21 protein-coding genes are annotated in these 24,576 nt (G+C 49.5%); 15 read left to right on the top strand and 6 right to left on the bottom strand.

What is annotated here, in order from left to right; all coding sequences use genetic code 11:
• Positions 1–2 precede the first annotated feature (2 nt).
• From DFQ00_RS07405 to DFQ00_RS30105, 5 genes are all read left to right on the top strand, one after another.
• A complete protein-coding gene (locus DFQ00_RS07405) occupies positions 3–1,418 on the top strand; it encodes a cytochrome ubiquinol oxidase subunit I (protein ID WP_110895826.1) in 1,416 nt (471 codons plus the stop codon).
• Entirely contained in the window at positions 1,363–2,418 is a 1,056-nt protein-coding gene (cydB, locus tag DFQ00_RS07400) for a cytochrome d ubiquinol oxidase subunit II (RefSeq protein ID WP_244213721.1), read from the top strand. The genes DFQ00_RS07405 and cydB overlap by 56 nt, the downstream gene beginning before the upstream one ends.
• 1 nt (position 2,419) lies before the next feature.
• Positions 2,420–4,381, top strand: coding sequence for an ABC transporter ATP-binding protein/permease (locus DFQ00_RS07395; RefSeq protein ID WP_110895824.1), 1,962 nt, complete (start codon positions 2,420–2,422; stop codon positions 4,379–4,381).
• Position 4,382: 1 nt separating this feature from the next.
• On the top strand, positions 4,383–6,356 hold the full coding sequence (locus DFQ00_RS07390) for an amino acid ABC transporter ATP-binding/permease protein (RefSeq protein WP_110895823.1): 1,974 nt from the start codon (positions 4,383–4,385) through the stop codon (positions 6,354–6,356).
• Positions 6,357–6,780: 424 nt separating this feature from the next.
• Entirely contained in the window at positions 6,781–6,903 is a 123-nt protein-coding gene (locus DFQ00_RS30105) for a hypothetical protein (protein ID WP_279630391.1), read from the top strand.
• A 204-nt stretch (positions 6,904–7,107) separates the two neighbouring features.
• Here DFQ00_RS30105 and DFQ00_RS07385 read toward each other — a convergent pair whose 3' ends face one another.
• Positions 7,108–8,127, bottom strand: a complete 1,020-nt coding sequence (locus DFQ00_RS07385; protein ID WP_110895822.1) for a LacI family DNA-binding transcriptional regulator — start codon at positions 8,125–8,127, stop codon at positions 7,108–7,110.
• 503 nt (positions 8,128–8,630) lie between these two features.
• Here DFQ00_RS07385 and DFQ00_RS07380 point away from each other — a divergent pair.
• From DFQ00_RS07380 to DFQ00_RS07370, 3 genes are all read left to right on the top strand, one after another.
• Positions 8,631–9,974 carry an ABC transporter substrate-binding protein gene (locus tag DFQ00_RS07380; protein ID WP_110895821.1) on the top strand — a complete coding sequence of 448 codons (1,344 nt, stop codon included), beginning with the start codon at positions 8,631–8,633 and terminating at the stop codon, positions 9,972–9,974.
• A gap of 128 nt (positions 9,975–10,102) precedes the next feature.
• On the top strand, positions 10,103–10,996 hold the full coding sequence (locus DFQ00_RS07375) for a carbohydrate ABC transporter permease (protein WP_110895820.1): 894 nt from the start codon (positions 10,103–10,105) through the stop codon (positions 10,994–10,996).
• Entirely contained in the window at positions 10,996–11,814 is an 819-nt protein-coding gene (locus tag DFQ00_RS07370; protein ID WP_110895819.1) for a carbohydrate ABC transporter permease, read from the top strand. The genes DFQ00_RS07375 and DFQ00_RS07370 overlap by 1 nt, the downstream gene beginning before the upstream one ends.
• A 152-nt stretch (positions 11,815–11,966) precedes the next feature.
• On the opposite strand, the gene DFQ00_RS07365 is transcribed toward DFQ00_RS07370, so the two are convergent.
• The 3 genes from DFQ00_RS07365 to DFQ00_RS07355 all read right to left on the bottom strand — a co-directional run bounded on the left by DFQ00_RS07365 (position 11,967) and on the right by DFQ00_RS07355 (position 14,181).
• A complete protein-coding gene (locus DFQ00_RS07365; RefSeq protein WP_110895818.1) occupies positions 11,967–12,926 on the bottom strand; it encodes an MraY family glycosyltransferase in 960 nt (319 codons plus the stop codon).
• Between the two features lie 116 nt (positions 12,927–13,042).
• Positions 13,043–13,870 carry a hypothetical protein gene (locus DFQ00_RS07360; protein WP_110895817.1) on the bottom strand — a complete coding sequence of 276 codons (828 nt, stop codon included), beginning with the start codon at positions 13,868–13,870 and terminating at the stop codon, positions 13,043–13,045.
• The gene (locus DFQ00_RS07355) at positions 13,870–14,181 is read right to left on the bottom strand and encodes an ArsR/SmtB family transcription factor (RefSeq protein WP_110895816.1); all 312 of its coding nucleotides are present in this window, start codon (positions 14,179–14,181) and stop codon (positions 13,870–13,872) included. Before DFQ00_RS07355 ends, DFQ00_RS07360 begins: the two co-directional genes overlap by 1 nt.
• A gap of 203 nt (positions 14,182–14,384) precedes the next feature.
• On the opposite strand from DFQ00_RS07355, the gene DFQ00_RS07350 reads away from it, so the two are divergent.
• The 6 genes from DFQ00_RS07350 to DFQ00_RS07325 all read left to right on the top strand — a co-directional run bounded on the left by DFQ00_RS07350 (position 14,385) and on the right by DFQ00_RS07325 (position 22,269).
• Positions 14,385–14,840 (top strand): nuclear transport factor 2 family protein, encoded by a 456-nt coding sequence (locus DFQ00_RS07350; protein WP_244213720.1) that lies wholly within the window; start codon positions 14,385–14,387, stop codon positions 14,838–14,840.
• Between the two features lie 1,109 nt (positions 14,841–15,949).
• Positions 15,950–16,717: a GTP cyclohydrolase II gene (locus DFQ00_RS07345; RefSeq protein ID WP_110895815.1), complete on the top strand. Its 768-nt coding sequence runs from the start codon at positions 15,950–15,952 to the stop codon at positions 16,715–16,717.
• Positions 16,718–17,014: 297 nt separating this feature from the next.
• Positions 17,015–17,584: a glycerol-3-phosphate responsive antiterminator gene (locus DFQ00_RS07340; protein WP_110895896.1), complete on the top strand. Its 570-nt coding sequence runs from the start codon at positions 17,015–17,017 to the stop codon at positions 17,582–17,584.
• 26 nt (positions 17,585–17,610) lie between these two features.
• Entirely contained in the window at positions 17,611–19,098 is a 1,488-nt protein-coding gene (gene glpK / locus DFQ00_RS07335) for a glycerol kinase GlpK (protein WP_110895814.1), read from the top strand.
• 435 nt (positions 19,099–19,533) lie between these two features.
• Positions 19,534–21,192 (top strand): glycerol-3-phosphate dehydrogenase/oxidase, encoded by a 1,659-nt coding sequence (locus tag DFQ00_RS07330; RefSeq protein ID WP_110895813.1) that lies wholly within the window; start codon positions 19,534–19,536, stop codon positions 21,190–21,192.
• A 72-nt stretch (positions 21,193–21,264) separates the two neighbouring features.
• Entirely contained in the window at positions 21,265–22,269 is a 1,005-nt protein-coding gene (locus tag DFQ00_RS07325) for a Gfo/Idh/MocA family protein (RefSeq protein ID WP_110895812.1), read from the top strand.
• A gap of 243 nt (positions 22,270–22,512) precedes the next feature.
• Here DFQ00_RS07325 and DFQ00_RS07320 read toward each other — a convergent pair whose 3' ends face one another.
• On the bottom strand, positions 22,513–22,815 hold the full coding sequence (locus tag DFQ00_RS07320) for a winged helix-turn-helix transcriptional regulator (RefSeq protein WP_110895895.1): 303 nt from the start codon (positions 22,813–22,815) through the stop codon (positions 22,513–22,515).
• A 462-nt stretch (positions 22,816–23,277) separates the two neighbouring features.
• Here DFQ00_RS07320 and DFQ00_RS07315 point away from each other — a divergent pair, with 462 nt between their 5' ends.
• Positions 23,278–23,652, top strand: coding sequence for a DoxX family protein (locus DFQ00_RS07315; protein ID WP_167433627.1), 375 nt, complete (start codon positions 23,278–23,280; stop codon positions 23,650–23,652).
• Positions 23,653–23,721: 69 nt separating this feature from the next.
• Here DFQ00_RS07315 and DFQ00_RS07310 read toward each other — a convergent pair whose 3' ends face one another.
• Positions 23,722–24,558, bottom strand: coding sequence for a HEAT repeat domain-containing protein (locus tag DFQ00_RS07310; protein ID WP_174812181.1), 837 nt, complete (start codon positions 24,556–24,558; stop codon positions 23,722–23,724).
• Positions 24,559–24,576: the final 18 nt, after the last annotated feature.

Genomic DNA, 24,576 nt, shown 5'->3' with positions numbered 1-24,576 from the left:
GTATGGATCCGATTATGTTATCGCGTATCCAATACGCACTTACAACGATTTTCCACTTTTTCTTCGTACCGCTGTCCATTGGCCTTGTGCTGCTGGTTGCGATTATGGAGACGTTGTATGTTGCCAAGGGGAAGGAAATCTACAAAACGATGGCCAAATTCTGGGGCAAGCTGTTCCTGATCAACTTTGCCGTCGGCGTCGTTACCGGTATTTTGCAAGAATTCCAGTTCGGCATGAACTGGTCGGAGTATTCCCGATTTGTCGGTGACGTCTTCGGCGCGCCACTGGCGATTGAAGCACTGCTTGCCTTTTTTATGGAGTCTACATTTATTGGTTTATGGATATTCGGCTGGGATCGTTTGTCCAAAAAAGTCCATTTGGCTTGTATTTGGCTTGTATTCACAGGTACATTCCTGTCGGCGCTGTGGATTCTCGCGGCCAACTCGTTTATGCAGCATCCAGTTGGCTTCGCGCTGAATAATGGCCGGGCTGAGATGAATGATTTCTTTGCATTAATTACGAATGGTCAGCTTCTCGTTGAATTTCCGCACACCATCTTTGGCGCTCTAATGACAGGAGCCTTTGTCGTAACGGGCATCAGTGCCTACAAGCTGATGAAAAAACAAGATGTGGAAGTGTTCCGCAGATCCTTCAACATTGCGATTATTATCGGTCTCGTTTCCTCTCTGGGTGTGGCTTTCTCAGGGCACTTCCAGGCACAGTATCTGGTGGAAACACAGCCGATGAAGATGGCTGCAAGTGAAGGCACATGGACGACAACGGAGGACCCTGCACCATGGACGGTGATTGCCTCCATTGATACGAAGAATCAGGAGAATTCAGGGGAGATCAAAATCCCTGGACTGCTCAGTTACCTGTCCTACAGCAAATTCTCAGGTAGCGTTAAAGGCATGAAGGAGCTGAACGCCGAGTATCAGCAAACGTATGGACCAGGAGACTACATCCCGCCTGTACGCACGACGTTCTGGAGCTTCCGTGTCATGATCGCTGCGGGCGGATTGATGATTCTGCTGGCGATGTATGGAACGTATCTGGCTTGGCGCAAAAAGCTGGAGGTCGCAAAACCCTGGTTTATGCGTTTGATGGTCTTTGCCATTTCATTGCCGTTTATAGCCAATACAGCAGGCTGGATCATGACCGAGGTCGGCAGACAACCATGGACAGTATTTGGATATATGACGACCGATGCGGGTGTATCACCTAACGTATCCGCAGGTATGATTTTATTCTCCACGATTGCTTTCACAGCCGCATATACCGTTCTTGGGGCCGTGATGGTGTATCTGTTTGTACGCAAAATCAAAGCAGGACCGTATGCCGTTGATAAGTCGGAAGATCATGATGAGTCGGCCGATCCGTTTGGCATGGATGGGGGGTATTCCGTTGTTACTAAGTGAGCTGTGGTTTGTACTGATTGCCGTGTTGTTCATCGGATTTTTCTTTCTTGAAGGTTTCGACTTCGGGGTGGGCATGTCTACCGGACTGATTGCCAAAACAGATCGTGAACGCCGTACGCTGATCAACTCTATTGGTCCGTTCTGGGATGGAAATGAGGTTTGGCTACTGACTGCGGGCGGTGCAATGTTTGCGGCTTTCCCGCACTGGTATGCAACGCTGTTCAGCGGATTCTATCTGCCGCTTGTCGTTGTACTGCTATTGCTCATCGGCCGCGGGGTTGCCTTCGAGTTCCGCAGTAAAATGAAGCAGCAGCGCTGGCGCAAAACATGGGACATCATCATTCTGGTAGCCAGTGCGCTGCTGCCATTCCTGCTTGGAGTTGTGTTTGCAACCATGATGAAAGGTCTGCCGATTGACGGGCAGATGCAGATGCATGCCGGATTCCTGGACATTGTAAATCCATACAGCGTCGTAGGCGGCTTGAGTGTAACGTTGCTGTGCCTGGTTCACGGGCTGTTATTTGCTTCCCTTCGTACGGTGGGCGAGCTTAGAGAACGGGCGCTGCATCTCGCGCAGAAGTTGATGATGCCGCTGGCTGTAGTTCTGGTTCTATACGCGGTATTGACCTATGCAATGACCGATGTGTTCACCGTTCGCGGCTGGGCGCTCTGGATCATGGTGGTGCTTGGCGCGGTTGCGTTTGCTCTTGCTGCGTACTTCATTCGTCAGAAACGTGAAGGCTGGGCTTTCGGGATGACAGGGGCAGTGATTGCGATTGCCTTTGCATCGGTATTTATCGGATTGTTCCCGAGAGTCATCGTAAGCTCGCTTGGTTCGGCATTTGACCTGACGGTATATAACGCGGCATCCGGTTCTTATTCGTTGAAAGTAATGACCATTGTTGCCTGCACTTTGCTGCCATTTGTGCTTGGGTATCAGATCTGGAGCTATTATATTTTCCGCAAACGTCTGACCGAGCAGCACCACCTGGAGTACTGACATGGGACGCGGGCTGATGAAGCTGCCGGGCATCCGGCCGGTACTTGCGCTGGCCTCTGTGCTGGTGCTGCTGCAGGCGATGACCATTATAATGCAGGCCAAATGGCTGGCACAGGCCATTACGGCATTGTTTGAAGGTGCTGCTGTCTCGTCGCAGGTTACTGTCCTGATGCTGTTTCTGGCTGCTTTTGCCGCCCGCTATGCCCTCTCCTTCTGGCTACAGCTTGTCACTACACGTTATGCGGAGAGAACGGGAACGGACCTGCGCAGACAGATGACGGAGCAGTGGTTTCGGCTTGGTCCGCGTTATGCCAAAACGGAGGGTACAGGACATCTGGTGACGCTGGCGCGTGAGGGGATTGCTCAGTACAAAACGTATCTGGAGCTGTTTATACCACGTATGCTTGGCACGGGATTTACACCTGTGATCCTTCTGCTATACGTGTTCAAGCTGGATACACTGTCTGGTGTGATTTTGATGCTGACACTGCCGATTCTGATTGTGTTTATGATTCTGATTGGTCTCGCGACCCAGCGCAAAATAGACGGACAGTTCAAATCCTACAAAGCGCTGGCGAACCATTTTGTAGATACGCTGCGTGGACTGGAAACACTCAAGACGCTGGGACAAAGCAAAACGCACGAAGGCTCCATTATGCGTGTGAGCCAGCGGTATCGCAAAGCAACGATGTCCACTCTTCGCATGGCGTTTTTATCCTCATTTGCGCTCGATTTTTTCACCATGCTGTCCGTTGCCTCGGTGGCTGTCGGGCTAGGGCTTCGTCTGACGGAAGGAAATATGCTGCTTGGTCCAGCCCTGACGGTGTTGATTCTGGCGCCGGAATATTTCCTGCCTGTGCGTATGCTGGGTGCGGATTATCATGCAACACTGGATGGCAAGGAAGCCGGGGAAGCGATCAATGAAGTGATAGCACGGGGCAAGGCTGCAGAGCAGCGTGAGATGGAGGCCTATGCAGGTGTAGTGAATCATGGAAACGGGCTCGAAGGTCATACTAAATCAGACATCTCCAATAGACTAAATACATCAAGCATACCAGACACGCCAGCGACACCGACTCCTGCTGCTTTGCGATTGCGCGTTGTTTTTAATCGGGATAAGCATGAGATGAGGTTGTCTGACGCCTATTCCAATCGTGGTGCGAATGCTGAATCTCCGAATGCCTTGAATTCTGTCGATTTAGCAGATCCCATGTTTTCGTGGGGAGATTGTAGCCGATTTGCGCTGACAGATATTCAGGTTCAGCATGAAGCGGAAGGACCTTATTCTCTTCGGGATGTGACATTTCAGCTGACGGGGCTTGGCAAAATCGGGATTATTGGCGCCAGCGGAGCCGGAAAATCAACGCTGATTGATGTACTTGCAGGTTTCCAGCTTCCAACAGCCGGGCAAGTGCTGATTAATGGTCAGTCTCTTACCCCGGAGCTGCTCAGAGCTTGGCGAAGCCAGACGGCGGCAATTCCGCAGCATCCTTATATTTTCAGCGGCTCGATTGCCGATAACATTCGTTTTTACGTGCCGGAGGCATCCGATGCCGAGGTCGCTCAGGCTGCTCAGGCGGCGGGGCTGACAAAGCTGTTGTCATCGCTGCCGGACGGTTTGCATGAAGAGATTGGTGCAGGAGGCAGACAGCTCAGCGGCGGTCAGGAGCAGCGTGTTGCACTGGCAAGAGCTTTGCTGAGTGAACGCAGTGTTCTCCTGCTTGATGAGCCTACAGCACATCTGGATGTGGAGACCGAATATGAGCTGAAGCAGACGATGCTGCCGCTGTTTGAAGGCAAGCTTGTCTTTCTGGCTACACATCGTCTGCACTGGATGCCACATATGGATCGCATTATCGTTATGGAGGGCGGCACAGTAGCGGAGATGGGAACACATCAGGAACTGCTGGCAAGACGAGGAGTATATTATCACATGATTCAGGCGCAGATGGAGGCGATATGAGATGAAATCCGGATATTCAAGGGTGGGAACAGAACAGAATGAGCAACCAAAAAGCAGCTGGATCGCTCCATACGCAGCACAGTACCGCTGGAGATTTCTTGGTGCAATTGCACTAGGCACATGTGCAGCGCTCTGTGCGGTGATGCTGCTGTTCACCTCTGGATATCTGATTTCGAAGTCTGCGCTGCGTCCCGAAAACATACTGATGGTGTACGTCCCGATTGTAGGTGTACGTGCCTTCGGGATCTTTCGGGCAGTGTTCCGCTATGTCGAACGACTCGCGGGGCATGATGCTGTCCTGCGTGTGCTTGCAGATCAGCGGGTGAAGCTGTACCGCATTTTGGAGCCGCAGGCCCTGTTCTTGCGCTCGCGCATGCAGACCGGTGATGTGCTTGGGGCACTTGCCGATGACGTGGAGCGTTTGCAGGATATTTATCTGCGGACTGTATTTCCGGCGGTGACGGCACTTATAATCTATGGTGTGGCTGTGCTTGCTTTTGGCAGTGTTGATCCGATGTTTGCCGTATGGATGGCGCTGTATATGTTATTTATTGCAGTGATACTGCCTGCAATATCCCTGAGATTAACCTGGAGATGGCGTGTGCAGCTCAAAAGAGAAAACAGCAAGCTTTACACACGTCTCACTGACGGTGTGCTTGGGCTTGGGGACTGGATCGCCAGTGGTAGAGCGGCGGCATTTGTACAATGGCAGGAAGAGGATGAGGAGCGAGCGGATCAGCTTCGCCGCAGATTGCGGCGCTGGAGCCGGTGGCGCGATTTCATTGCACAATGTGTCATTGGGCTGATGGTGGTTTCGGTGACCTTGTGGGCAGGGCAAGCGGCATCTGTTGCCCAACTGCCTGCGGTTATGATTGCTGCCTTCGTGCTGGTGTTGTTTCCGTTAACGGAATCTCTGCTGCCTGTAGGCGACGCGCTTGGGCATGTGCCGGATTACCGTGAATCATTGGAGCGGTTAAACAGGTTGGAAGGACAAGAGGGAACACAACCAGGAACGGATGCGTTTAGTCGTAAAGAGAGAGACCATAGAAGCAAACGTATAGACAACAATAGAAGCCAAGATCGAAGCAAGGATCGTGAAAGGGATAGCGAGCGGCAGTCCATTTCGATTGGGGAGTATGAGAAGGACAGCATTCCTGAGGCAGATGGACGAATTCGTCTGCGAATTCCGCCCAAGCTTCGTGCGGATATTGCGCTGGAGCAGGTGAGTTATCGGTATGACTCCGAAGGGGAATACGCGCTTCAGGACATCTCCCTGTGTCTGCCACAGGGCAAACGGCTGGCAATCCTTGGTCGCAGTGGTGGTGGCAAATCAACGCTGTTGAAGCTGATTCAGGGTGCGTTGTCTCCTTCCTCCGGCCGGGTATTGATTAATGATCTGCCTGTAGAGATGCTGGGCGAGAGCGTAACCGAGGTTGTAGCGGTGCTGAATCAGAGTCCGCATCTCTTCGACACTACTGTTGCGAACAATCTGCGGATCGGCCGTCCGGATGCAACAGATGAGGAGATTCGACAGGCAGCTGCACAGGTAGGCCTGGCTAGTTTGATCGAATCGTTGCCGCAGGGATACCATACCCCGATGCTGGAGACAGGACTGCGCTTCTCCGGCGGAGAGCGTCAGCGGATCGCGCTGGCACGTGTGCTGCTTCGGAAGACACCTGTTGTTATTTTTGATGAACCGACCGTGGGGCTTGACCCTGTGACCGAACGCGAACTGATGCGCACCATGCTGGATAGCCTGCAAGGCAAAACGTTAATCTGGGTTACCCATCACCTGATTGGTGCAGAGAAGATGGACGAGATTGTATTTGTGGAAAATGGAAAGATTGTCATGCAGGGTTCTCACGAACAGCTGCTGTCTCGGGAAGAGCGATACCGCCAGCTCATTGAGCTGGACCGGCCAGGTTGGTTGGATCGCCAGCATGAGACACCGCTGCCACCTGCGGCTTCCAAGTAATAGGCAAAAGACGAAGCAGGCACAGCCCTGCTTCGTCTTTTTGGTATGCGCCAATGAAGCGCCAATACATCAAACAGCTGGAATGACTGAGCCAGGCACACTACTTTGGGGTGTACTTGGCTCAATTTCGGCTAACGATCTCAGATGACGCTATTCGGCACATTCCAGCCCTTTTCAAATTCTAACGATCCTGAGAAACGCTATTTACTCGTTTTCGCTCGAAAATAGCCTGAAATGCCTCATTTCGGATGGAATAGCGCTCCTGGGGATCGTTAGAAATACTAAACAGCTCAAATCCGGCAAATAGGGCTTCTGGAGATCGTTAAAGCACAGTGTCCCCGCCGTATCGACTGACAACCAACAGTGAACATCGAGCATCAATGGGGACATCGGCCAAGTACCAAAGAGTGGGATGCAAGCGCGAATGTATTGCTGGATAGGCAAGGGTCAGGGACTGACCAATACAGAGGCAAGCCAGCATCAAATGTACTATCAACGTACGCCGTATCCACCACCAATCTCACCAGACACTCTGGCATCCTTTTGACAATGACAATGACAATGGCAATGGCAAGTCAACGTTCCCAACGTCCATCAGAGGTAATGCCTAATTTACTCAACCTTACATGTGAGCAATTCGACTAGAACGTTGCTCGTGCTCTGGCATTCAAGCACCAGTGTTCGCTAAGCTGGATAACCATCGATTTATTCCGCAAGACAGTCTCAAGCTGCTCCTGCTTACGAACATTTGTTAACCTGTGGGCAAGGTGCCGCAGGAACGTCGAATTACAAGCTCTGGCTCCACTTTGATGCAGCGATTGTCCATCTGTTTGTTCATCAGATCAAACAGGATCATGGCAGCCAGGCGCCCGATTTTGTCTGTGTCCTGTTTTACGGTGGTTAGCGGCGGATCACTGTAACGGCAGGCTTCAATGTCGTCGCATCCAGCTACGGCGATGTCCTCGGGCACACGTAGCCCAGCCTCTTTAAAGGCACGTATAGCTCCGAATGCGAGCAAGTCCGTTGCGGCGAAAACAGCACGAGGCAATACATCGGCCGTTAACAGCTGTTTGGCAGCCTCGTAACCATCCGTAGCAGCGTAGTCCTTACTGTACACAAGCCATTCGGGCCGTTCTTCGAGACTAAACTGCTTTAGTGCTTGTTTAAATGCGTTTTCCCGCTGCTGCATCACAATGGAGGCGCGCTGGAGTCCGATAAATCCGAGATCGCGATATCCGTTCATATAGAACTGCTCCACCACTTTGGTCGATATTTTTTCGTTATCAGACATGATGTAACAGGAGTTCTGTCCGGTCAGCTCGATATCAATCCCGATACATGGAATAGGGCTGGCATCAAGGTCAGATACACTGCTCTCTACCTCATCCCCGGCAATAATAATGCAGCCATCCACTTGAAAATATTTGGACCTCGCCAGATAGTCCTCCCCCTGCTCGAGAAACTTCTCATTGGAAAAGAAGAGCAGATCGTATCCTAACAGCCCGATCTGTTTTTTGAAGGCATTGATGACCTCTACAAAGAACGGGTGACTGAAATCCACATTCAGTTTTCCGGCAAACACAACACCCACCAGATGAGATTTCTTGGTGGCAAGTGTTTTGGCGGAAGAGGAGGGGCGGTAGCCAGTTTCCTCCATAATTTTGAGCACACGCTGGCGCGTCTCATCGCCAATATCGGGGTAGTTGTTAATAATTTTGGACACCGTTGCAACAGACACGCCGGCTAAACGAGCTATCGTTTTGATATTCATATGCATCCCTCAAATTCTAAACTAGTTTCGTAGATTGTGGCTGTGTCTCTTTATGCATTCTTGCCAACATTCTATGTCACAACCACCAGAGAGTCAATAAAGTAAAGGGTTCATGGAGGGGGAATGTGCTATGTGCGTATATATTTTATACGTACAAATCTGAAAACTGCGAAAGTATAGTGGTATTTTAGTGGATTTATAGCTTCTGTTCAGATATCCAACCCTTTTTTCAGAGGAGAAAGAGAGGTGAATGCACACTGATTTTGTATGAGTATTTGTGTGTTTCGTAGAATGGGTTTCGTGAACTCTCACGTTCAAGTCTTAAAACCTCTGATATAACAAGGTTTACGACTAATATATTGAAAAAAAGTAAATAAAGTATTTACAAATTTATCTGGCGAAGTCATAATGAGGGTGTATTTAACGAAACTGATTTCGTAAATTTCAATATTACTGAGTTTACGAATGCGTAAATCACTCTTGAATGGCTGGGGGAAAGTGATATGAAAAGAAAATTGTTATGGCTCACACTTGTAACCGTTTTATTGTTTGTGCTTGCAGCATGTAACAGCAATTCTACGGATTCGGATGGGAAGGCGTCTACAGATAGCGGCAAAAAGGTGACGTTAAAGATCATTCACTGGCAGCAAGAAAATATCAACAATTACATCAAACAGTTTAATGCCAAATTCGAAGAGAAATATCCCGATGTGAAGGTGGAGTATACGACGGTTCCGGCTGATGCTACGTATGATCAGCTGATGCAGACGCGGATGAATGCCGGCAGCACAGGTGATGTGGATATTATTCCGCTGAAGTCCAGCTTTGTGGGTGCTCCGCAAGACTGGTCCAAGGGTGCGGCTGATCCGATGTGGAAGCAGTGGATTGATGCAGGATTGATTAGTGATCTGTCGGGTCAGAATTTGATCCAAAATTATAATGAGGTTGATGTGCAAAATGCGATGACGTACAACGACAAGGTGTACGGTGTCAACATGGGTAAAGTGGCCTTTACCGGACTCTTCTACAATAAGGACCTTTTTGCCAAATACAATCTGGCAGTACCGACAACCTGGGATGAGCTTCAAAACGTTATCAAGGTGTTCAAAGATAACGGCGTAGAAGCGCTGGGCTTTGCAGGCAAAGATGTGTGGCCGATTGGTCTTGCAGTGCAGGGGCTTCAAGCCTCCATTCATGACGATCAACTGAGCTACATCAAAGGTCTGTGGACGGGTCAAACCAAGCTGACTGATCCGGTGCAGATCGAAGTATTGCAGAAGGCTCAAACGTTGATGAACAGCGCCATGCCTGGTTTTATGGGTATCGACTATGGTACACTGCCAAGTCTGTTTGCGACAGGCAAGGTGGCGATGATCGCTGACGGCACGTGGGATGCAACGACGATTCAGGCGGCTAACCCGGACCTCAAGTTTGGTTATTTCCCGATTCCGGGTAGCGATGATGCGGCGAAGAACAAGGACTTGGCTGGTAAATACGATATGACCTGGATGGTCGTAGACAAATCGCCGAACAAGGAATATGCCATAAAGTGGCTTGAAATGCTGTCGGAGAAAGAGAATTATACTGATTTCGTTAACGCAGCGGGATTCCTTCCAACACAGCCAGATGTGCAGATTACGAGCGAATTTATTAAAGAAATCCAACCCTACCTGGAGAACTTTAAGCTTTCCTGGGATCAGTTGTTTATCAATCGTCAGAACGTAGGCCAGTACATTGCCGAATCCAGTGTACACGCAGAGATGCTCAAACCAGCTGGACCCATTGCTACACCTGAGGAGCTTGCAAGCAAATCTCAGGCAGACTGGGATGCAGCTGCTTCGAAATAACACACTCATCGGAATAGCGCTTGGGGTTAGAGCCTTCAGGCCAAACTAACCCAAGCTGTTATTCCGTTTTTGTTTTCTCTTTTTGTAACCTCCTTGGTTAGTTTTACCCGATGAAAGGTGTGAGGAAGATGTACCCGTTTGGAAAAGGGAAGGCACGGCTGATTCCTTATCTGTATCTGAGCATTCCGCTGCTGCTTTATGTCGTGTTTGGCTTTGGTCCGTCTCTCGTCACGGTGCTGTTTTCATTTACGGATGCGACGGGTGTGCGGGGGCAGACGTGGAGCTTTATCGGCTTGGAAAATTATAAAACCTTCTTTGGCGCCTCTAATGCGGGAGACCGTCTGGATGCGATAGGACGATCCTTGTATTTTGCGTTTGCTGTAGTCATCATCCAGAATGCAATAGGTCTGTTTATGGCGATTCTGATTAACAAAAAGCTTCGGGGCGACAAGCTGTATCGTGCGGTATTCTTTTTGCCCGTTGTGCTGGGTGTGACGGTGTCTGGACTGATCTGGCAGCTTGTAGCGAATCCGCTCGGCGGGCCAGCGCAGTCGATTCTGAACTTCTTTGGCACCAGCTCCAATTTCTTCGGAGATTACAACATTGCCTTTGAGCTGATTATTTTCGTACAGATCTGGATGTACATGGGCTACTCCATGACGATCTTTCTTGCGGGACTGCAAACAATTCCGAATGATCTGTACGAGGCGGCCTATATGGACGGTGCATCGGGGTGGAAGGCGTTTACGAACATTACATTCCCGATGATTGCGCCTTCTTTTACTGTGAATATGCTGTTGTCCATCATTGGTGCGTTGCAGACCTTTGACATTATCTACGTGCTCACAGGCGGTAAGTTTAATACAACAACGCTGGCGTTTGACGTGTATGCAACGGCGTTTGGCAGCGGCACAGCCGATTACGGTCTGGCTTCTGCGGTAGCCATGATTCAATTCCTGTTTGTGTTTACCATCTCTATGGTTGCTTTATTCTATCTTCGTAGAAGGGAGGTGGAGGTATAATGAAGCAGAGTAGTACGTCCAGAACGATCAGCTACATCATTGTGCTGCTGATGCTTGCGTTATACGTCTTCCCTCTGTTCTACCTGTTTAATGTGTCGATGAAAACACAAACAGAGTATTTGCTGAATCCCGTAGCACTTACGGAGGGCATTCGGCTGGAGAACTTTGCTGAAGCGTGGACCAAGGGCAGCTTCTCGCAATACATGTGGAATAGTGTGCTTTATACAGGCATGTCTACATTGCTGACGTTGATTTTATCCGTGTTTGCTGCATTTCCACTTGCGCGCAGATATGTGAAGTTCAGTACGCTGATCTATATTTTCTTTCTGATCTCGATGTATTTGCCGAATCCGCTGATTCCGCAGTTCTCTTTGATTAATCAACTGGGTCTGTATAATACCCAGACGGGCTACATTTTGCTGAAAACGACGGGCACGGGCATTGCATTTCTGATGTTTGTCGGTTATATCAAGTCGGTCTCACGCGAGCTGGATGAGGCGGCAGCCATGGACGGATGCGGATACACCCGGTATTTGTTCACGATCCTTGTTCCGCTGATGAAGCCCATTCTGGCGACAGGCATCATTCTAACAGCGATTGGGGTATGGAATGATATTATCGGGCCAACCATTTATCTGTCTGATCCGAATTACCAGCCGGTGACCAAGGGACTGTTCACGTTCTATGGGCAGTACATGAATAACTGGCCGCTGCTGGCGTGTGGTATCCTTATTGTCACACTGCCGCTAGTGGTGCTATACGTTGCGCTGCAACGGTTTATTGTTGGCGGGGCAATGGCAGGTGCAGTGAAATCATAGGTTTTCGCTAATAGTGAGAAAGAATACGGATTCCGATTCAAAAGCATTGTAATAAGAAAGCCACCCTCATCAGACTTGAAGGGTGGCTTTTGGTATTACTATTCGATTCATACATAGCTAATATTTACGGCTTGTTAGAACAAGCTAATTTTTTACATATCCACTAACAATAAAATAATCGAGGACAGACACAGACAAGTGCTGACCAGATAGAGCACGGCTACGACCTGCTTGTGGTTTAGACCGGCACGTAGCAGACGATAGTGAGCCTGGCTTGCATCGGCTTGGTAAATCGCTTTGCCTTGCAGGAAACGTTTGATCACTACGAAAATATTATCGAAGATCGGTACGCCCAGCGCCAGAATCGGGATGAAGATAGAGAGCATCGTCGCTTGTTTGAATGCACCATCAAGTGCAATAACGGCCAGAATAAAGCCAAGGAACGTAGCGCCTGCATCCCCCATAAACACTTTGGCTGGAGCCTTGTTGTATTTCAGATAGCCGAGCGTTACCCCAACCAGCGTGATGGACATAAGTGCGGAATCACTCTGTCCCTTCGTGATCGCTACAATAAACAGCGTAATGGCCGAGATTGCGGATAGGCCGCCTGCCAGTCCATCCATGCCATCGGAGAAGTTAATGACGGTTGTTACACCGAAAATCCACAGAATCGTCAGAATGAATTGCAGCCAGATCGGAAGCAGCACATATTCTGCATTGAATGGGTTCACGAATCCGGTAAACGCAATGCCGGAAGCAAATACGAGCACCGCAGCCGAGACCTGAATAATCATTTTAGGCAGAGCGGGAAAATCCTTGCCTTTGGTTTTGTACCAGTCATCAATCGTGCCAATCGTCAGGAGAAGCATACCACCTGCAACCAGTGCAGCAGTTTCCCACGTGAGTTCTTTCGTCAGAGCAATGTATGTCAGGAAAAATCCGGTAAATATCGCGTAGCTCGCCGTCAGTGGTATCGGTTGCCTGTGCAGCTTACGCTCCACATCTTCCCGGGGCTTGTCCACAAAATCCAGTTTGTGCGCCAGTCGGCCCAGTGGCGGAATCAGCAGAACCACGACAGCAAAAGACAATATGAAAGCCAGTATGTATATCATAAACTCGCTTGGTTCACTCCCATCATCCCATTTCCTCTTATTATACGAGTTTACCCCGAATGCTGTCGATGTCAGTATTGTAACCAAAACGCCGAGGTTTAGGCTCCAGTCGAAATTTAGTGATTCGTTTGAGGCAGATAGGGGCCAAAATATTCAAGCACATTCTCGGTATGATAGCCATCATCCCCTTGCCAGGTTGCCGCAAAAACAAAGTCGTTCGAACCGCCTTTGCGCTTCCTCGGCGTATCTCCGGGAACCAGAATGCCGGCGGCAGCCCAGATTTCCAGCAGGGCATCGCGCTCCTGCTTGCTGGAGGGCAGGACTTCCTTCCACTTTTTCTCCAGAGAACGGGCGCTGTCATTCGGATCTCCGCTCTGTGAGGCTCCCAGCAGCTTTGCAAGTATTGCTTGGTCTTCCGCAGTCACTTCGAAGGGAGAAGTGTTATCGCCACGCTCCTGAAGCAGTAATTCGAGATCCATCAGGCAGTAGAGCAGCCAGCCGTGACGTACGCCGCCCCATTTAAAGCGTTCAAAATTGAGCACATTCAAGTCTGTATTCACATAATTCTCATCTGATTGTAGACGGAGAAAGTTGCAGTCTCCGCAGGCGCTTGTGTTGGCATGCAAGGCTGGACGTTCACCGAAGGTATGTAATGGCATATTTCTAGTCAAAGCCCAGCTGCTCAATGCGCTGCGAAGATGGACTTTTTTGGTGGACAGACTATAGAGAAACGCGGTAACCGCTTGTTGCTTGAGCGCAGGCTGCTGATGCATGCTGTGCAGGCGCTGTACAATCTCGTCATGAGTGATGCTGATCGGGTCGAACATAACGCCCTTCCTTTTGGCATATTCAAATTCCTCGCCACAGAAGGGGCTATATGCTGATTTCCAGCCGCCACTTCCCCAGAAGGTGCTCATTAGAATGTGGACTGCTTTTTTGTCCATTAGTGCAAACCTCCTGTTTGCAGAATCATCTTGACCAGACCTGGGAAACGTAGGTTGAGTTCATCCTTTCTGAGTGAATAAAAATGATGCTTACCTTCGATGCGCGGCTGGATAAGGCCAGCTTCACGCAGCAGTTTGATGTGATGGGACAGCGTTGATTTGGAGATGTGATCGACTTCAAAGGCCGAGCAGTTCTTCTCACCCGAGCTCGCCAGACAATGTACAATCTTCATACGTATCGGGTCACCCAGTGCATTGCAGACCTTGGTCAGACTCATCTCCGAAGTAGTAGGTATTGTTAAAGTTCTCATAATAAAGACGGTAGCATATTAAGCAGCATCTTTCAATGTTCGAAAAAAATCGAAATGTGTATTGCGATTTGCTGTGCAGATGTGATACAGTTCTCTTCATGATATTTAGTTCGAAAATATTCAAACTTAAATACAATCCGCTTTTACAAGATGAGATGTGCCATTACAAGACAGACAGCATGAAATTGACAGGAGGCAGTACCATGACAAATACAGCAACAGCAGGACCACGCCATAGCATCAACGTTCGGAGCACCACCGATACAACGTTAGAAGCAGCGCCAATTACGATGTTAAACAACTATTTCCGTTTATTCGATGCTTCACGCACCGACAAGCGTGCAATGCAGGACTTGTTGTCCCTGTTTACGCCGGATGCCGAGATTGTATTAAACGGCAGCAGCCGTACAGGATTCGAGGGATTTATGAAAGCTTTCTATGAATACAACCAGGATATCAAGCATATGTGGGATGCCTGGGTGCTCCAGCCGGACGGCAGCTATCAGACGAACTGGGCGGTATGCGGACAAGCGGCGGATGGCACGGTATATGCGAGGACGGGTATTGATATTGCGCGTGTGAATGAGGCAGGACAGATCGTGTATCTGGAGAACGTACAGGCAGACGAGAACGCATTTAGCAAATATAAAAACGAGTGATAGAGACACATTAAACGGGTTGTGTGAAAAAAATCCTCAATGAAAAAGGCCCTTCCCATCTCAGCGATGGGAAGGGCCTTCATTATAGAGCGACATGCAGCGTCGTGCCGAACCCGCACTGCGCCAAGGAACTGACCGCAGCACGGGTAATTACCGCCGTGCTGTGCGTTGCTGTTATGCTGGCAGTTACTTTTGTGCCGGAGATTGTTTTGCCAAGTGCTCTCCGGTCGTGCAGGGACTACCGCCGCTCTGTGTTCCTCTTATACTGTGCATTACCGTCCCGCAGAGATTGCTGCCGCACGCAATTGCGTTATTCACCACCGATGCTCGCCGACCTGAACTACCTGCGGAGGTGTAACCTCAACGGGCAAAGCCGCATAAGTTGGCGAATTGCAGAGTCGTGCAGAGATTGCGCCAGCGCCAGATGTGATCCAAACTCTAACGATCCCCAGTGACCTTATTCAGTGAAAAAAGCAGGCTCCCGGATTTTAACGATCTCCAGAGACGTTATTCACCTGAAAAACCTGCTCTTGTGATGCATTTAGGCTGATAAGTCACCGATAAGACCTCTGGTGATCGTTAGATTTTATAGTCGTGTCAAAACCGTTAAATAAGGTTTCTGGTGATCGTTAGCAGACTCGCCTGGCATCCAGCATCCAGCAGGTCGTTCCAAATGCATACATCCGCTGGTCAGCGTAACATAGACCGTCATAATGGCTGACTAGCGGATTCTTCTCCGGCGGATCATGTGCATTGCATAAATCCCTGTCTGGACTACACAAATAGTGTATGAATAGCGTCTAAACTTATACCCAATATTCCTGTAATGAAACACGAAATTGTGTCCATTGCGTAACATAATTTTATTAGTTACTAAAAAAATAAAAGTTACTTGACACATTATAATTTTTATTCTAAACTAACTTACATTAAGTAACTAATGATGGTGAGAAAAATATAGATATGTCCACATGCTGTGCAAAAGGTGGCATACAAGGTTTGCTTTGAGAAGGGCTGTAGCTGAGTGTGCTGTAACAGTGATCCAAAATAAAATTGGCTGCGAATGTATTATATTATGAGACGAACTTGCTTAACAGGAGGAACGAACGATGATCAATTCACATATTATTCAATTGCTTGCCCCTAAAATTCAGACTTTTCCGAGTGGAAAAGAATTTATATATCTGGTGGGACCGATTAAACTTCCGGTTAACCTGGATGGAGAGACGCGCACATTCCAGTGGTACAGCTGGCTGAAATCGGATAAAGCGATGGAGAGCGGCGAGCTGATCGCTTCTCTGGCAGATGCCGAGCTGGCAGAGCGCCAGCAATCGAGTGTGCTCGTGTATGGTAATTTCGCTGAAGCGCAGGATGCGCTCATTCGGATGCACAGCATCTGTCACACGGGTGATATTTTTGGCAGCAAGCGCTGTGATTGCGGCTTCCAGCTGGAGCAGTCTATGAAGATGATTGCGGCGCACGGTGCAGGTGCACTGTTCTATCTTGCGAATCATGAAGGACGTGGCATTGGCTTGTTCAGCAAAGCGATGGCTTACATTTTGCAAGAGGAAGGTCTGGATACGGTAGATGCGAACCTGCAGCTTGGCTTCACAGATGATGCCCGTAATTATGACGATGCAATTGCTGTCCTGCGTGCGCTTCGCTCGGCTCCGGTGACACTGATCACAAACAACCCCCGTAAACTGGCTGCTTTGCAGGAAGCGGGACTGAATGTCGGTGGACGTGTTCCACTGTGGGGGGATCGCTCTGCGTACAATGAGAAATATTTGCAAACCAAAGTGAGTCGTTCCGGCCATCTGGCAGATAGCGAGGGGTTGGCGGAAGCAGAGACGCGCCTTCCACATGCGCAGGCGTGATGTAGTCAACGAACCTTAATGAAGCGAAATAAGGGGCCTCAGGCCTCACATAAGCGGGCTGCTACTGCACTTTTCATATGAAAAGACGCGGGTAGCGGCCTTTTTGTGTGGATCAGATGTGGCCTGATGCCTGATGGAAGGTCCGCACCACTCGTTTCATGCAGATAGAGCTCGGGTATTGGTGACTCGGTTCATCCGTGTATGTGCTGACTTGCCGATTTGTGTTCCAAATGGCTTGCCGTTGATGTGTGACGGATTATACAATATAAGCATCTGAAAAATGCAGGAGGAACGATGGTGGTATTTGAGGGACAGCGTATTTTGCCAGCTGCGAAGAGCATGAAGCAGTTTGAAGCGATCATCGAGGGCCCTTATACTTACGGGGTCATGTTAGAGACTCACATAGCACAGCTTCAGAGCATGATGGAGCGTGCGCGGCGGCATGGGAAAAACATTTTGTTGCATGCTGATCTGGTGCAGGGACTGAAGAATGATGAGTATGCAGCAGAATATCTGTGTCAGCACATTCGTCCTGCAGGATTGATCTCTACACGGGCCAGCATCATCCAGAAAGCAAAGCAAAAAGGCATTACGGCCATTCAACGGGTATTTCTGCTGGACACGCATGCGCTTGAAAAAAGCTACCAGCTGCTTGCCAAAACGCAGCCTGACTTCATCGAGGTATTACCCGGAGTCATTCCGCATATTATCACGGAGGTGTCTGAGCGAACGGGTATTCCGATTATTGCAGGCGGCTTGATTCGTACACCTGAAGAGGTCGAGCTTGCGCTTGGGGTTGGAGCAGCAGCAGTAACTACATCCAATGATGATGTGATCAAGCATTTTAAGAAATCGCTTACATCCTAATTGTATCTACAGGAGGTATAATCCGTATGGAAAAATTTATTCTGGCCCTCGATCAGGGCACAACAAGCTCTCGGGCCATTCTCTTTAACCATAACGGCGAGATTGTACATATTGCACAGCAAGAGTTCCCGCAGTATTTTCCCAAGCCGGGCTGGGTGGAGCAGAACGCCAACGAAATCTGGAGCTCTATTCTTGCGGTCATGGCATCATGCCTGGCCGAGAGCGGCATCAAGCCAGCGCAGATCGCAGGCATCGGCATCACGAATCAACGGGAAACCGCAGTCGTCTGGGATAAACAAACCGGCAGACCGATTTATAACGCGGTGGTTTGGCAGTCCAGACAGACGGCCCCTATCTGTGATGCGTTGAAAACGCAAGGGCTGGATAACCTGTTTCATCAGAAAACAGGTCTGCTGATTGATCCATACTTTTCCGGCACCAAAGTAAAATGGATTCTGGATCATGTCCCTGGTGCTCGTGATCGAGCCAAAAGGGGAGAACTGTTATTTGGTACAATTGACAGCTGGCTGATCTGGAAGCTGAGTGGCGGCACGCATGTTACAGACGTATCCAACGCCTCGCGTACCCTGATGTACAACATTTACGATCTGCAATGGGATGATGAATTGCTGAATATTTTGGATATTCCTAAGGTGATGCTGCCAGAGGTGCGTGGCTCCTCCGAGGTTTACGCATATACGACAGATTACCACTTCTTCGGTCACCGGGTTCCGATTGCGGGAGCCGCAGGGGATCAGCAGGCCGCGCTCTTCGGTCAACGCTGCTATACCAAGGGCAGTATGAAAAATACATATGGCACCGGATGCTTCATGCTCATGAACACGGGAGAGGTGCCAGTGCAATCCGACCATGGACTGATTACAACGATTGCTTGGGGTGTTGACGGAAAGGTCCACTATGCACTGGAGGGCAGCATCTTTGTGGCGGGCTCGGCATTGCAGTGGCTGCGGGACGGTCTTCGCATGCTTCGTTCATCGAAAGATAGCGAGGATTATGCCAAGCGTGTGCCCTCGACGGATGGAGTTTATATGGTGCCTGCCTTTGTCGGGCTCGGAAGTCCGTATTGGGACAGCGATGTGAAGGGAGCGGTGTTTGGTCTTACCCGCGGCACTACAAAGGAGCATTTTATCCGAGCAGCACTGGAGGCGCTGGCTTATCAGACCAAGGATGTACTGGGAGCGATGGTGACGGATTCGGGCTATCCGGTTCAGACTTTACGGGTAGACGGTGGTGCGGCAGCAAACGATTTTCTTATGCAGTTCCAAAGCGACATTCTTGGCATCCCGGTGGAGCGTCCATCGGTGAACGAAACGACAGCACTTGGGGCGGCGTATCTGGCAGGGCTGGCCGTCGGATTCTGGTCCGGGGCAGCTGAGTTGAACAACCATGATCATACGGAGCGTGTATTTGAAGCGGCGATGGCGGATCATGAACGAGAGCAATTGTATTCAGGCTGGCAGCGCGCAGTGAAGGCTGCGATGGCCTTCAAATAAAGTCGAATACACAGATGGAAACGAGGAGACGGCGGACAATATTTTATCGCCTGCAAACAAATGGTCATTTATACTTTTTCGTTAAGGATATGTTATTAATGATATTTATTGGTGGAAAAACATGCATGATTTACAGGGATTATATTCCTGAAACGTAATAAGGATTTACCCACAATAAGGAAAAATGAAAGTTTAGTGGGATGCTTTGAAAATACATCCTAGTGCTACAAAAACATTTTGAAATTTTTTTGAATAATGTGTCAAATCAGGCCTTCACGCCGCCGAAAATCTGTGATAGGATTATGTTACAAGTTAAAAAATGATGTCTGGAGATCGGGAGGGACCACGTGCGTTCAGCAATTGCTGAACGAATGACGTGGTCCTTTTTTTTGTTGTTTTTTAGAGGGAATAAGGTAAAAAATGGAGGGGCTTGATATGACGATCACATTCTCGGCAGCACAGCGAACAGCAGTGATGGAGCAGATGTCGAATGCACAATTTGACGTTTTGATTATCGGAGGCGGCATTACGGGAGCAGGCATTGCACTGGACGCTGTGTCTCGTGGACTGAAGACGGCACTGGTAGAAATGCAGGATTTTGCCGCAGGCACCTCGAGCCGATCGACCAAGCTGGTTCACGGCGGCTTGCGGTACTTGAAGCAGTTTGAAGTAAAGATGGTCGCCGAGGTAGGACGGGAGCGGGAGGTGGTCTATGAAAATGGCCCACACGTCACGACACCTGAGCCGATGCTGCTGCCTATCTACACGGACGGGACATTTGGTCGTTTCAGCACATCCATCGGTTTGATGGTGTATGACACTCTTGCTGGAGTGAAGCGCAGTGAACGGAGACAGATGTTAAACGCCAGTGCGGCTGCGGCTGCTGAGCCTTTGCTGCGGAAACAGGGGCTGCTGGGAGGCGGGCGTTATGTGGAGTACCGAACAGATGATGCGAGACTTACCATTGAGGTCATGAAGGAAGCGGTTCGGCGCGGAGCACTGGCGGTCAACTATGTGAAGGCATCCGGCTTCCTGAAGGAAGATGGGATCACTACAGGTATTCAGGCAGTCGATCAACTGAATGGAAGCAGCTACACACTTCGGGCAAGAAAAGTGATTAATGCTTCGGGGCCTTGGGTGGATACCCTGCGTGAAGTGGATGGCTCGCGCCAAGGTAAAACGCTACAGATGACCAAAGGCATTCATCTGGTATTTGATAGTTCGCGCTTTCCGCTGCGGCAGGCCGTTTATTTTGATACTCCGGATGGACGTATGGTCTTTGCTGTGCCGAGAGATGGCAAAACCTATGTAGGGACAACAGATACAGTGTACCGTGAAGATCCGGCGCATCCGTTAATCTCTGAAGCGGATCGTGATTATGTCATTGATGCGGTGAATGGCATGTTCCCGGATGTCCAGATCCGTACACAGGACGTGGAATCCGGCTGGGCAGGTGTGCGTCCGCTTATTCATGAAGAGGGCAAGGGCCCTTCCGAGATTTCGCGTAAGGATGAAATCTGGGTATCGGATTCAGGTCTCATTACGATTGCTGGCGGTAAGCTGACGGGGTATCGCAAAATGGCCGAGATGGTGGTTGACCTGGTTGCACGTCAGCTGCAGCAGGAATACGGGGACAGCATTGGCCCGTGTGTCACTAAAAAGATGCCCATCTCAGGTGGGGACGTTGGCGGCTCGGCCGGATACCTATCGTATACCGAGCGCAAAATCAAGGACGGTGTCGCGCTGGGATTGGATCGCCAGGTGGCGGAGCGCCTTGCTCGCACTTACGGCTCTAATGTGGATGCGCTGTATGAGCGCATGCCTGAACCACGGACCAAGGCTGAGCTTCATGGCATGCCGCAAGACCTGCTGCTGATGCTTCGTTATGCAATGGAGGAAGAGATGGCGGCAACGCCAGCAGACTTCTGGGTGCGCAGAACAGCAGATTTATTTTTCCGCATTGATGAGGTTCGTCGTTACAAATCAGCAGTCAGTGCTTATATGGCAGAGCAGCTTGGCTGGTCCGAGCAGCAGACGGCAACTTACATGCAGCAGCTGGATCAACTGTTGCTGGAAGCATCCGGAAAGAGCTAAGGCGGGCAGGATTTTGTAAATCTGGGTCGAATGGAACATGTAGGCGTGTAACACAGAGAGGGGATTACATCCATGACACTACAGATTGGTATCATAGGCACAGGTTGGTTCAGTAAAGTACATGCAGATATTGTTACTCGTATGGAGGGGGTTCGTGTCGCAAGTGTATGCGGCACAACGCTTGAAAAGGCGGAAGCGATGGCTTCCGTATATGATGCTGTCGGATATGATCAGCTGGAGCATATGCTGGACGGAGAGAAGCTGGATGCCGTATACATCTGTGTACCTCCGATGTCTCACGGGTCTATTGAAGATGAACTGATTAAACGTGGAATACCTTTTCTGGTGGAGAAACCGCTGAGTACCGGAATGGACATACCGCTTCGCATACTGGAGCAGATACAGCAGTCTTCACTGTTAACCTCCGTCGGATATCATTTCCGTTATCAGGAGGCTGCTCAGGTCATGAAACATGCGATGCAGGAGCAGAAGGTTGGCATGGCGCTGGGACGCTGGATGGGCGGAATGCCCGGGGTGAACTGGTGGCGTCGGCAGGAGGGCTCGGGAGGACAGTTTGTGGAACAGACAACACATATCGTCGATCTGCTTCGCTTCTGTGCAGGCGAAGTGACAGAGGTTTATGCTGTTGCAGCGCAGCGCAGCATGCATGAGAAGCATGAGCATGTAACCGTGGATGATGTGGCCAATGTAACGCTGAAGCTGCAGAGCGGTGCCATTGCAAGCATTGCGAATACATGCCTGCTGCCTGACGGTGAAGGCGGTGCGGGACTTCAATTTTACACAGATACAGGTGTATGGGATTGGACCCCGGAGCGCTTGCTTGTGCCGGGTGCAGCTTCGCATCCGATGGCAGGACTTGAGATTGCAGCGGGGCATAACCCATATGAACGGGAGAATGAGGCATTTATTCATGCTCTGCGCACGGGTGACCGTTCCCGCATTTTGTCTGATTACGCGGATGCCTGCCGCACACAAGAGATCACAACGGCAGCACAAGCATCGGTAGAGTCAGGATTGCCTGTACAGCTCCGGCCTTCAACGCAAGCTGCTCGTTAGGAGTATGACCTGCCATACAGCATTCAGAGGCGCGAGCTTACGTGCAGATCGAAGCTTCAACTGATGCTTTAAAATTTCAACAAAAGCTTCGACAGAGCTTTCACAGCAAGCTGAAACTTCAATACGCCTGCAAGCAGAACCCTTATCTCTGTGGTTCTGGTTGCAGGCGTATTTATGCTGTTCGCAAATTGTGTCCAAAGGCGTCGTTGCATTAGGAGGGGGGACTTCTCCTTCGTAACCACGTTATTTCGATTGAGACTGTTCTTTTAACCAATCCGAGGACCAGTTGTAGATTTGATTGATGACGGGTTCAATGGCTCTGCCTTTAGGCGTGAGCTCATATTCCACACGGGGAGGAATCTCGGGATACATGTGCCGTGTAACAATGCCTTCCATTTCCATCTCTTTCAGACGCTCGGATAACAGACGCCCGCTAATGGCCATCTCGGCCTCCAGCTCTGTGAACCGTTTTGGTCCAGACAGCAGCTGGTACATGATCAGGAGCACCCACTTTTTCCCGATGATATCCATCGCCTGTGTAATCATGCAGGGACTGGGGGATTTAACTTTTCTCAGCTTCAACGTGTTTCACCTCGATTCATAACAGATATGCCAGGTAACACTATATAAAAGGACAAAACGTTCTGCCGCTCTACAAAATATAAGCTTTCCATAAAAAAATAAAGATAAAGGGTGATTCAGAAGTGCGATGAAAGGTCACTACAAAATATACTGTAACATACCTTTTGTATGTATTATACATCATTTCAGGAAAAATTACTTGATGAAATTATATTATTATTATATACTAACTTCATAAAAGTAAGTTTATGAATAATAATACGTAATGGATTGTTGTCTATTGTTATGTGAAGACGAAGCACGTATTTTTTTCTAATACTCAGTTCCTTTAAAGGACTTTTACATATATTACTACAGTATTTTTGGGTATCAGCCACAAAATATATAACTTCAAAATTAACATCTAAATATAGGGGGATGAAGGAAATGAAAAAAGTGTTGGGCTATATTTTCTTAGTGATGCTGGCGGGCGTGTTTGTCATGACAGGGGTTAATAAAGTGACAGGAGCCGAGATGATGATCGAAACGTTTGAGAGCTTCTCTTATCCGACCTGGACGATGTATTTGCTTGGTGCATTGGAACTGCTAAGTGCGGCAGGGCTGCTTGTTCCGCGTACTCGCATTTTGGCTTCAGGTGTACTGACCTTCATTCTGATTGGAGCTGTAGGCAGCCACCTGATCTATGCACAATATGAGGCTGTTCCGTTCCCTGCGGTATTACTTGTGGCTACCATTGGTGTATTGCTGGTAAGCCTGCGCCAACTGGAGGAAGAGGAGAGCATGGAGATGGTACAAGCCTAATGCTGGCCGGAGTAAAGCTATGCATTTTATATTCAGACTAGGCCAGGTTCATGTTCAAGCTTGATGGGATCAGATGCTTCGCTGCCCACGTTTTACGATTCGCTGAGTATGCTTGTTGTCGGATTGCCTGATCCAGTCGGCACATACCTGGCGTACCCAATCGGGGTTTGTTTTACCAGCATCGTTCAGCCAGTTGCTTACAGAATCCTGTACATAGGGGTGCGGGTCTGATTTCACAGCGGATAGCAAGGGAAGAGCCATTGCCGGGTCTTCCTTCAGCGGCTGAATGTGTTTCGCCCACACCCCGCGAGGTCTGGTCGATTCGATCGCAAAGCGCCTGATCATCGGGTCGGGGTCGGTGCTCCAGGGGATCAGCCATTGAAGGGCTGCTGATAAATCTGCCCGTATGGATTCCCGTACAGCCATCCAGGCAATCTCTCTTACACCAAAGTGATGATCCGCTGCAAAAGGACGAATCTGTTCGAGCTTGTCTGTCACATCCAGCTCAGGGTTAAGCCCGATGATATAAGCTGCCCAGCAGCGAACGCTGTCTGAACGGTGCTTTGCAAGCAAGGTGAGAAGTTGTTTATTCTCCAGCGCAGGTCTTCTCTCCATATACTCCAGCCACTGTCTGCCGATCTCGGGAATGATTTTCATGATCCGCTGCGCATCCTTCTGTTCCAGTCTTGCGGTGACATCCCGAGTGGAGACAGGCACTTCAAGTTCACGGGTAATTTGCTCCAGCAGAAGAACATGATTGACGGACAGCCATTCGGTTAGATTAACGGATTCAATCGTGCCGGATTGCAGCAGGCGGTGGATGTGTGCTGGAATGTCTGCGGCTGTACGCGCACCTTTGCGACGCAGGATGTCTTCGGGGACGGTAACATCTGAATGGTTATTCATTGTAGGGCCTCCTTGCTT

Origin of the sequence: Paenibacillus barcinonensis, assembly GCF_003217495.1 — a bacterium.
Taxonomy (GTDB): Bacteria; Bacillota; Bacilli; order Paenibacillales; family Paenibacillaceae; genus Paenibacillus; species Paenibacillus barcinonensis.
Note: the sequence above shows the minus strand (reverse complement) of the source record. Positions and strands in the feature narration are given on the sequence as shown.

Excerpts from the sequence above, each read along its gene's own strand:
- DFQ00_RS07405 (WP_110895826.1), top strand. The coding sequence starts at position 3 with ATGGATCCGATTATGTTATCGCGTATCCAATACGCACTTACAACGATT.
- cydB (WP_244213721.1), top strand. The coding sequence starts at position 1,363 with ATGAGTCGGCCGATCCGTTTGGCATGGATGGGGGGTATTCCGTTGTTA.
- DFQ00_RS07395 (WP_110895824.1), top strand. The coding sequence starts at position 2,420 with ATGGGACGCGGGCTGATGAAGCTGCCGGGCATCCGGCCGGTACTTGCG.
- DFQ00_RS07390 (WP_110895823.1), top strand. The coding sequence starts at position 4,383 with ATGAAATCCGGATATTCAAGGGTGGGAACAGAACAGAATGAGCAACCA.
- DFQ00_RS30105 (WP_279630391.1), top strand. The coding sequence starts at position 6,781 with ATGTATTGCTGGATAGGCAAGGGTCAGGGACTGACCAATACAGAGGCA.
- DFQ00_RS07385 (WP_110895822.1), bottom strand. The coding sequence starts at position 8,127 with ATGAATATCAAAACGATAGCTCGTTTAGCCGGCGTGTCTGTTGCAACG.
- DFQ00_RS07380 (WP_110895821.1), top strand. The coding sequence starts at position 8,631 with ATGAAAAGAAAATTGTTATGGCTCACACTTGTAACCGTTTTATTGTTT.
- DFQ00_RS07375 (WP_110895820.1), top strand. The coding sequence starts at position 10,103 with ATGTACCCGTTTGGAAAAGGGAAGGCACGGCTGATTCCTTATCTGTAT.
- DFQ00_RS07370 (WP_110895819.1), top strand. The coding sequence starts at position 10,996 with ATGAAGCAGAGTAGTACGTCCAGAACGATCAGCTACATCATTGTGCTG.
- DFQ00_RS07365 (WP_110895818.1), bottom strand. The coding sequence starts at position 12,926 with ATGATATACATACTGGCTTTCATATTGTCTTTTGCTGTCGTGGTTCTG.
- DFQ00_RS07360 (WP_110895817.1), bottom strand. The coding sequence starts at position 13,870 with ATGGACAAAAAAGCAGTCCACATTCTAATGAGCACCTTCTGGGGAAGT.
- DFQ00_RS07355 (WP_110895816.1), bottom strand. The coding sequence starts at position 14,181 with ATGAGAACTTTAACAATACCTACTACTTCGGAGATGAGTCTGACCAAG.
- DFQ00_RS07350 (WP_244213720.1), top strand. The coding sequence starts at position 14,385 with ATGACAAATACAGCAACAGCAGGACCACGCCATAGCATCAACGTTCGG.
- DFQ00_RS07345 (WP_110895815.1), top strand. The coding sequence starts at position 15,950 with ATGATCAATTCACATATTATTCAATTGCTTGCCCCTAAAATTCAGACT.
- glpK (WP_110895814.1), top strand. The coding sequence starts at position 17,611 with ATGGAAAAATTTATTCTGGCCCTCGATCAGGGCACAACAAGCTCTCGG.
- DFQ00_RS07330 (WP_110895813.1), top strand. The coding sequence starts at position 19,534 with ATGACGATCACATTCTCGGCAGCACAGCGAACAGCAGTGATGGAGCAG.
- DFQ00_RS07325 (WP_110895812.1), top strand. The coding sequence starts at position 21,265 with ATGACACTACAGATTGGTATCATAGGCACAGGTTGGTTCAGTAAAGTA.
- DFQ00_RS07320 (WP_110895895.1), bottom strand. The coding sequence starts at position 22,815 with ATGATTACACAGGCGATGGATATCATCGGGAAAAAGTGGGTGCTCCTG.
- DFQ00_RS07315 (WP_167433627.1), top strand. The coding sequence starts at position 23,278 with ATGAAAAAAGTGTTGGGCTATATTTTCTTAGTGATGCTGGCGGGCGTG.
- DFQ00_RS07310 (WP_174812181.1), bottom strand. The coding sequence starts at position 24,558 with ATGAATAACCATTCAGATGTTACCGTCCCCGAAGACATCCTGCGTCGC.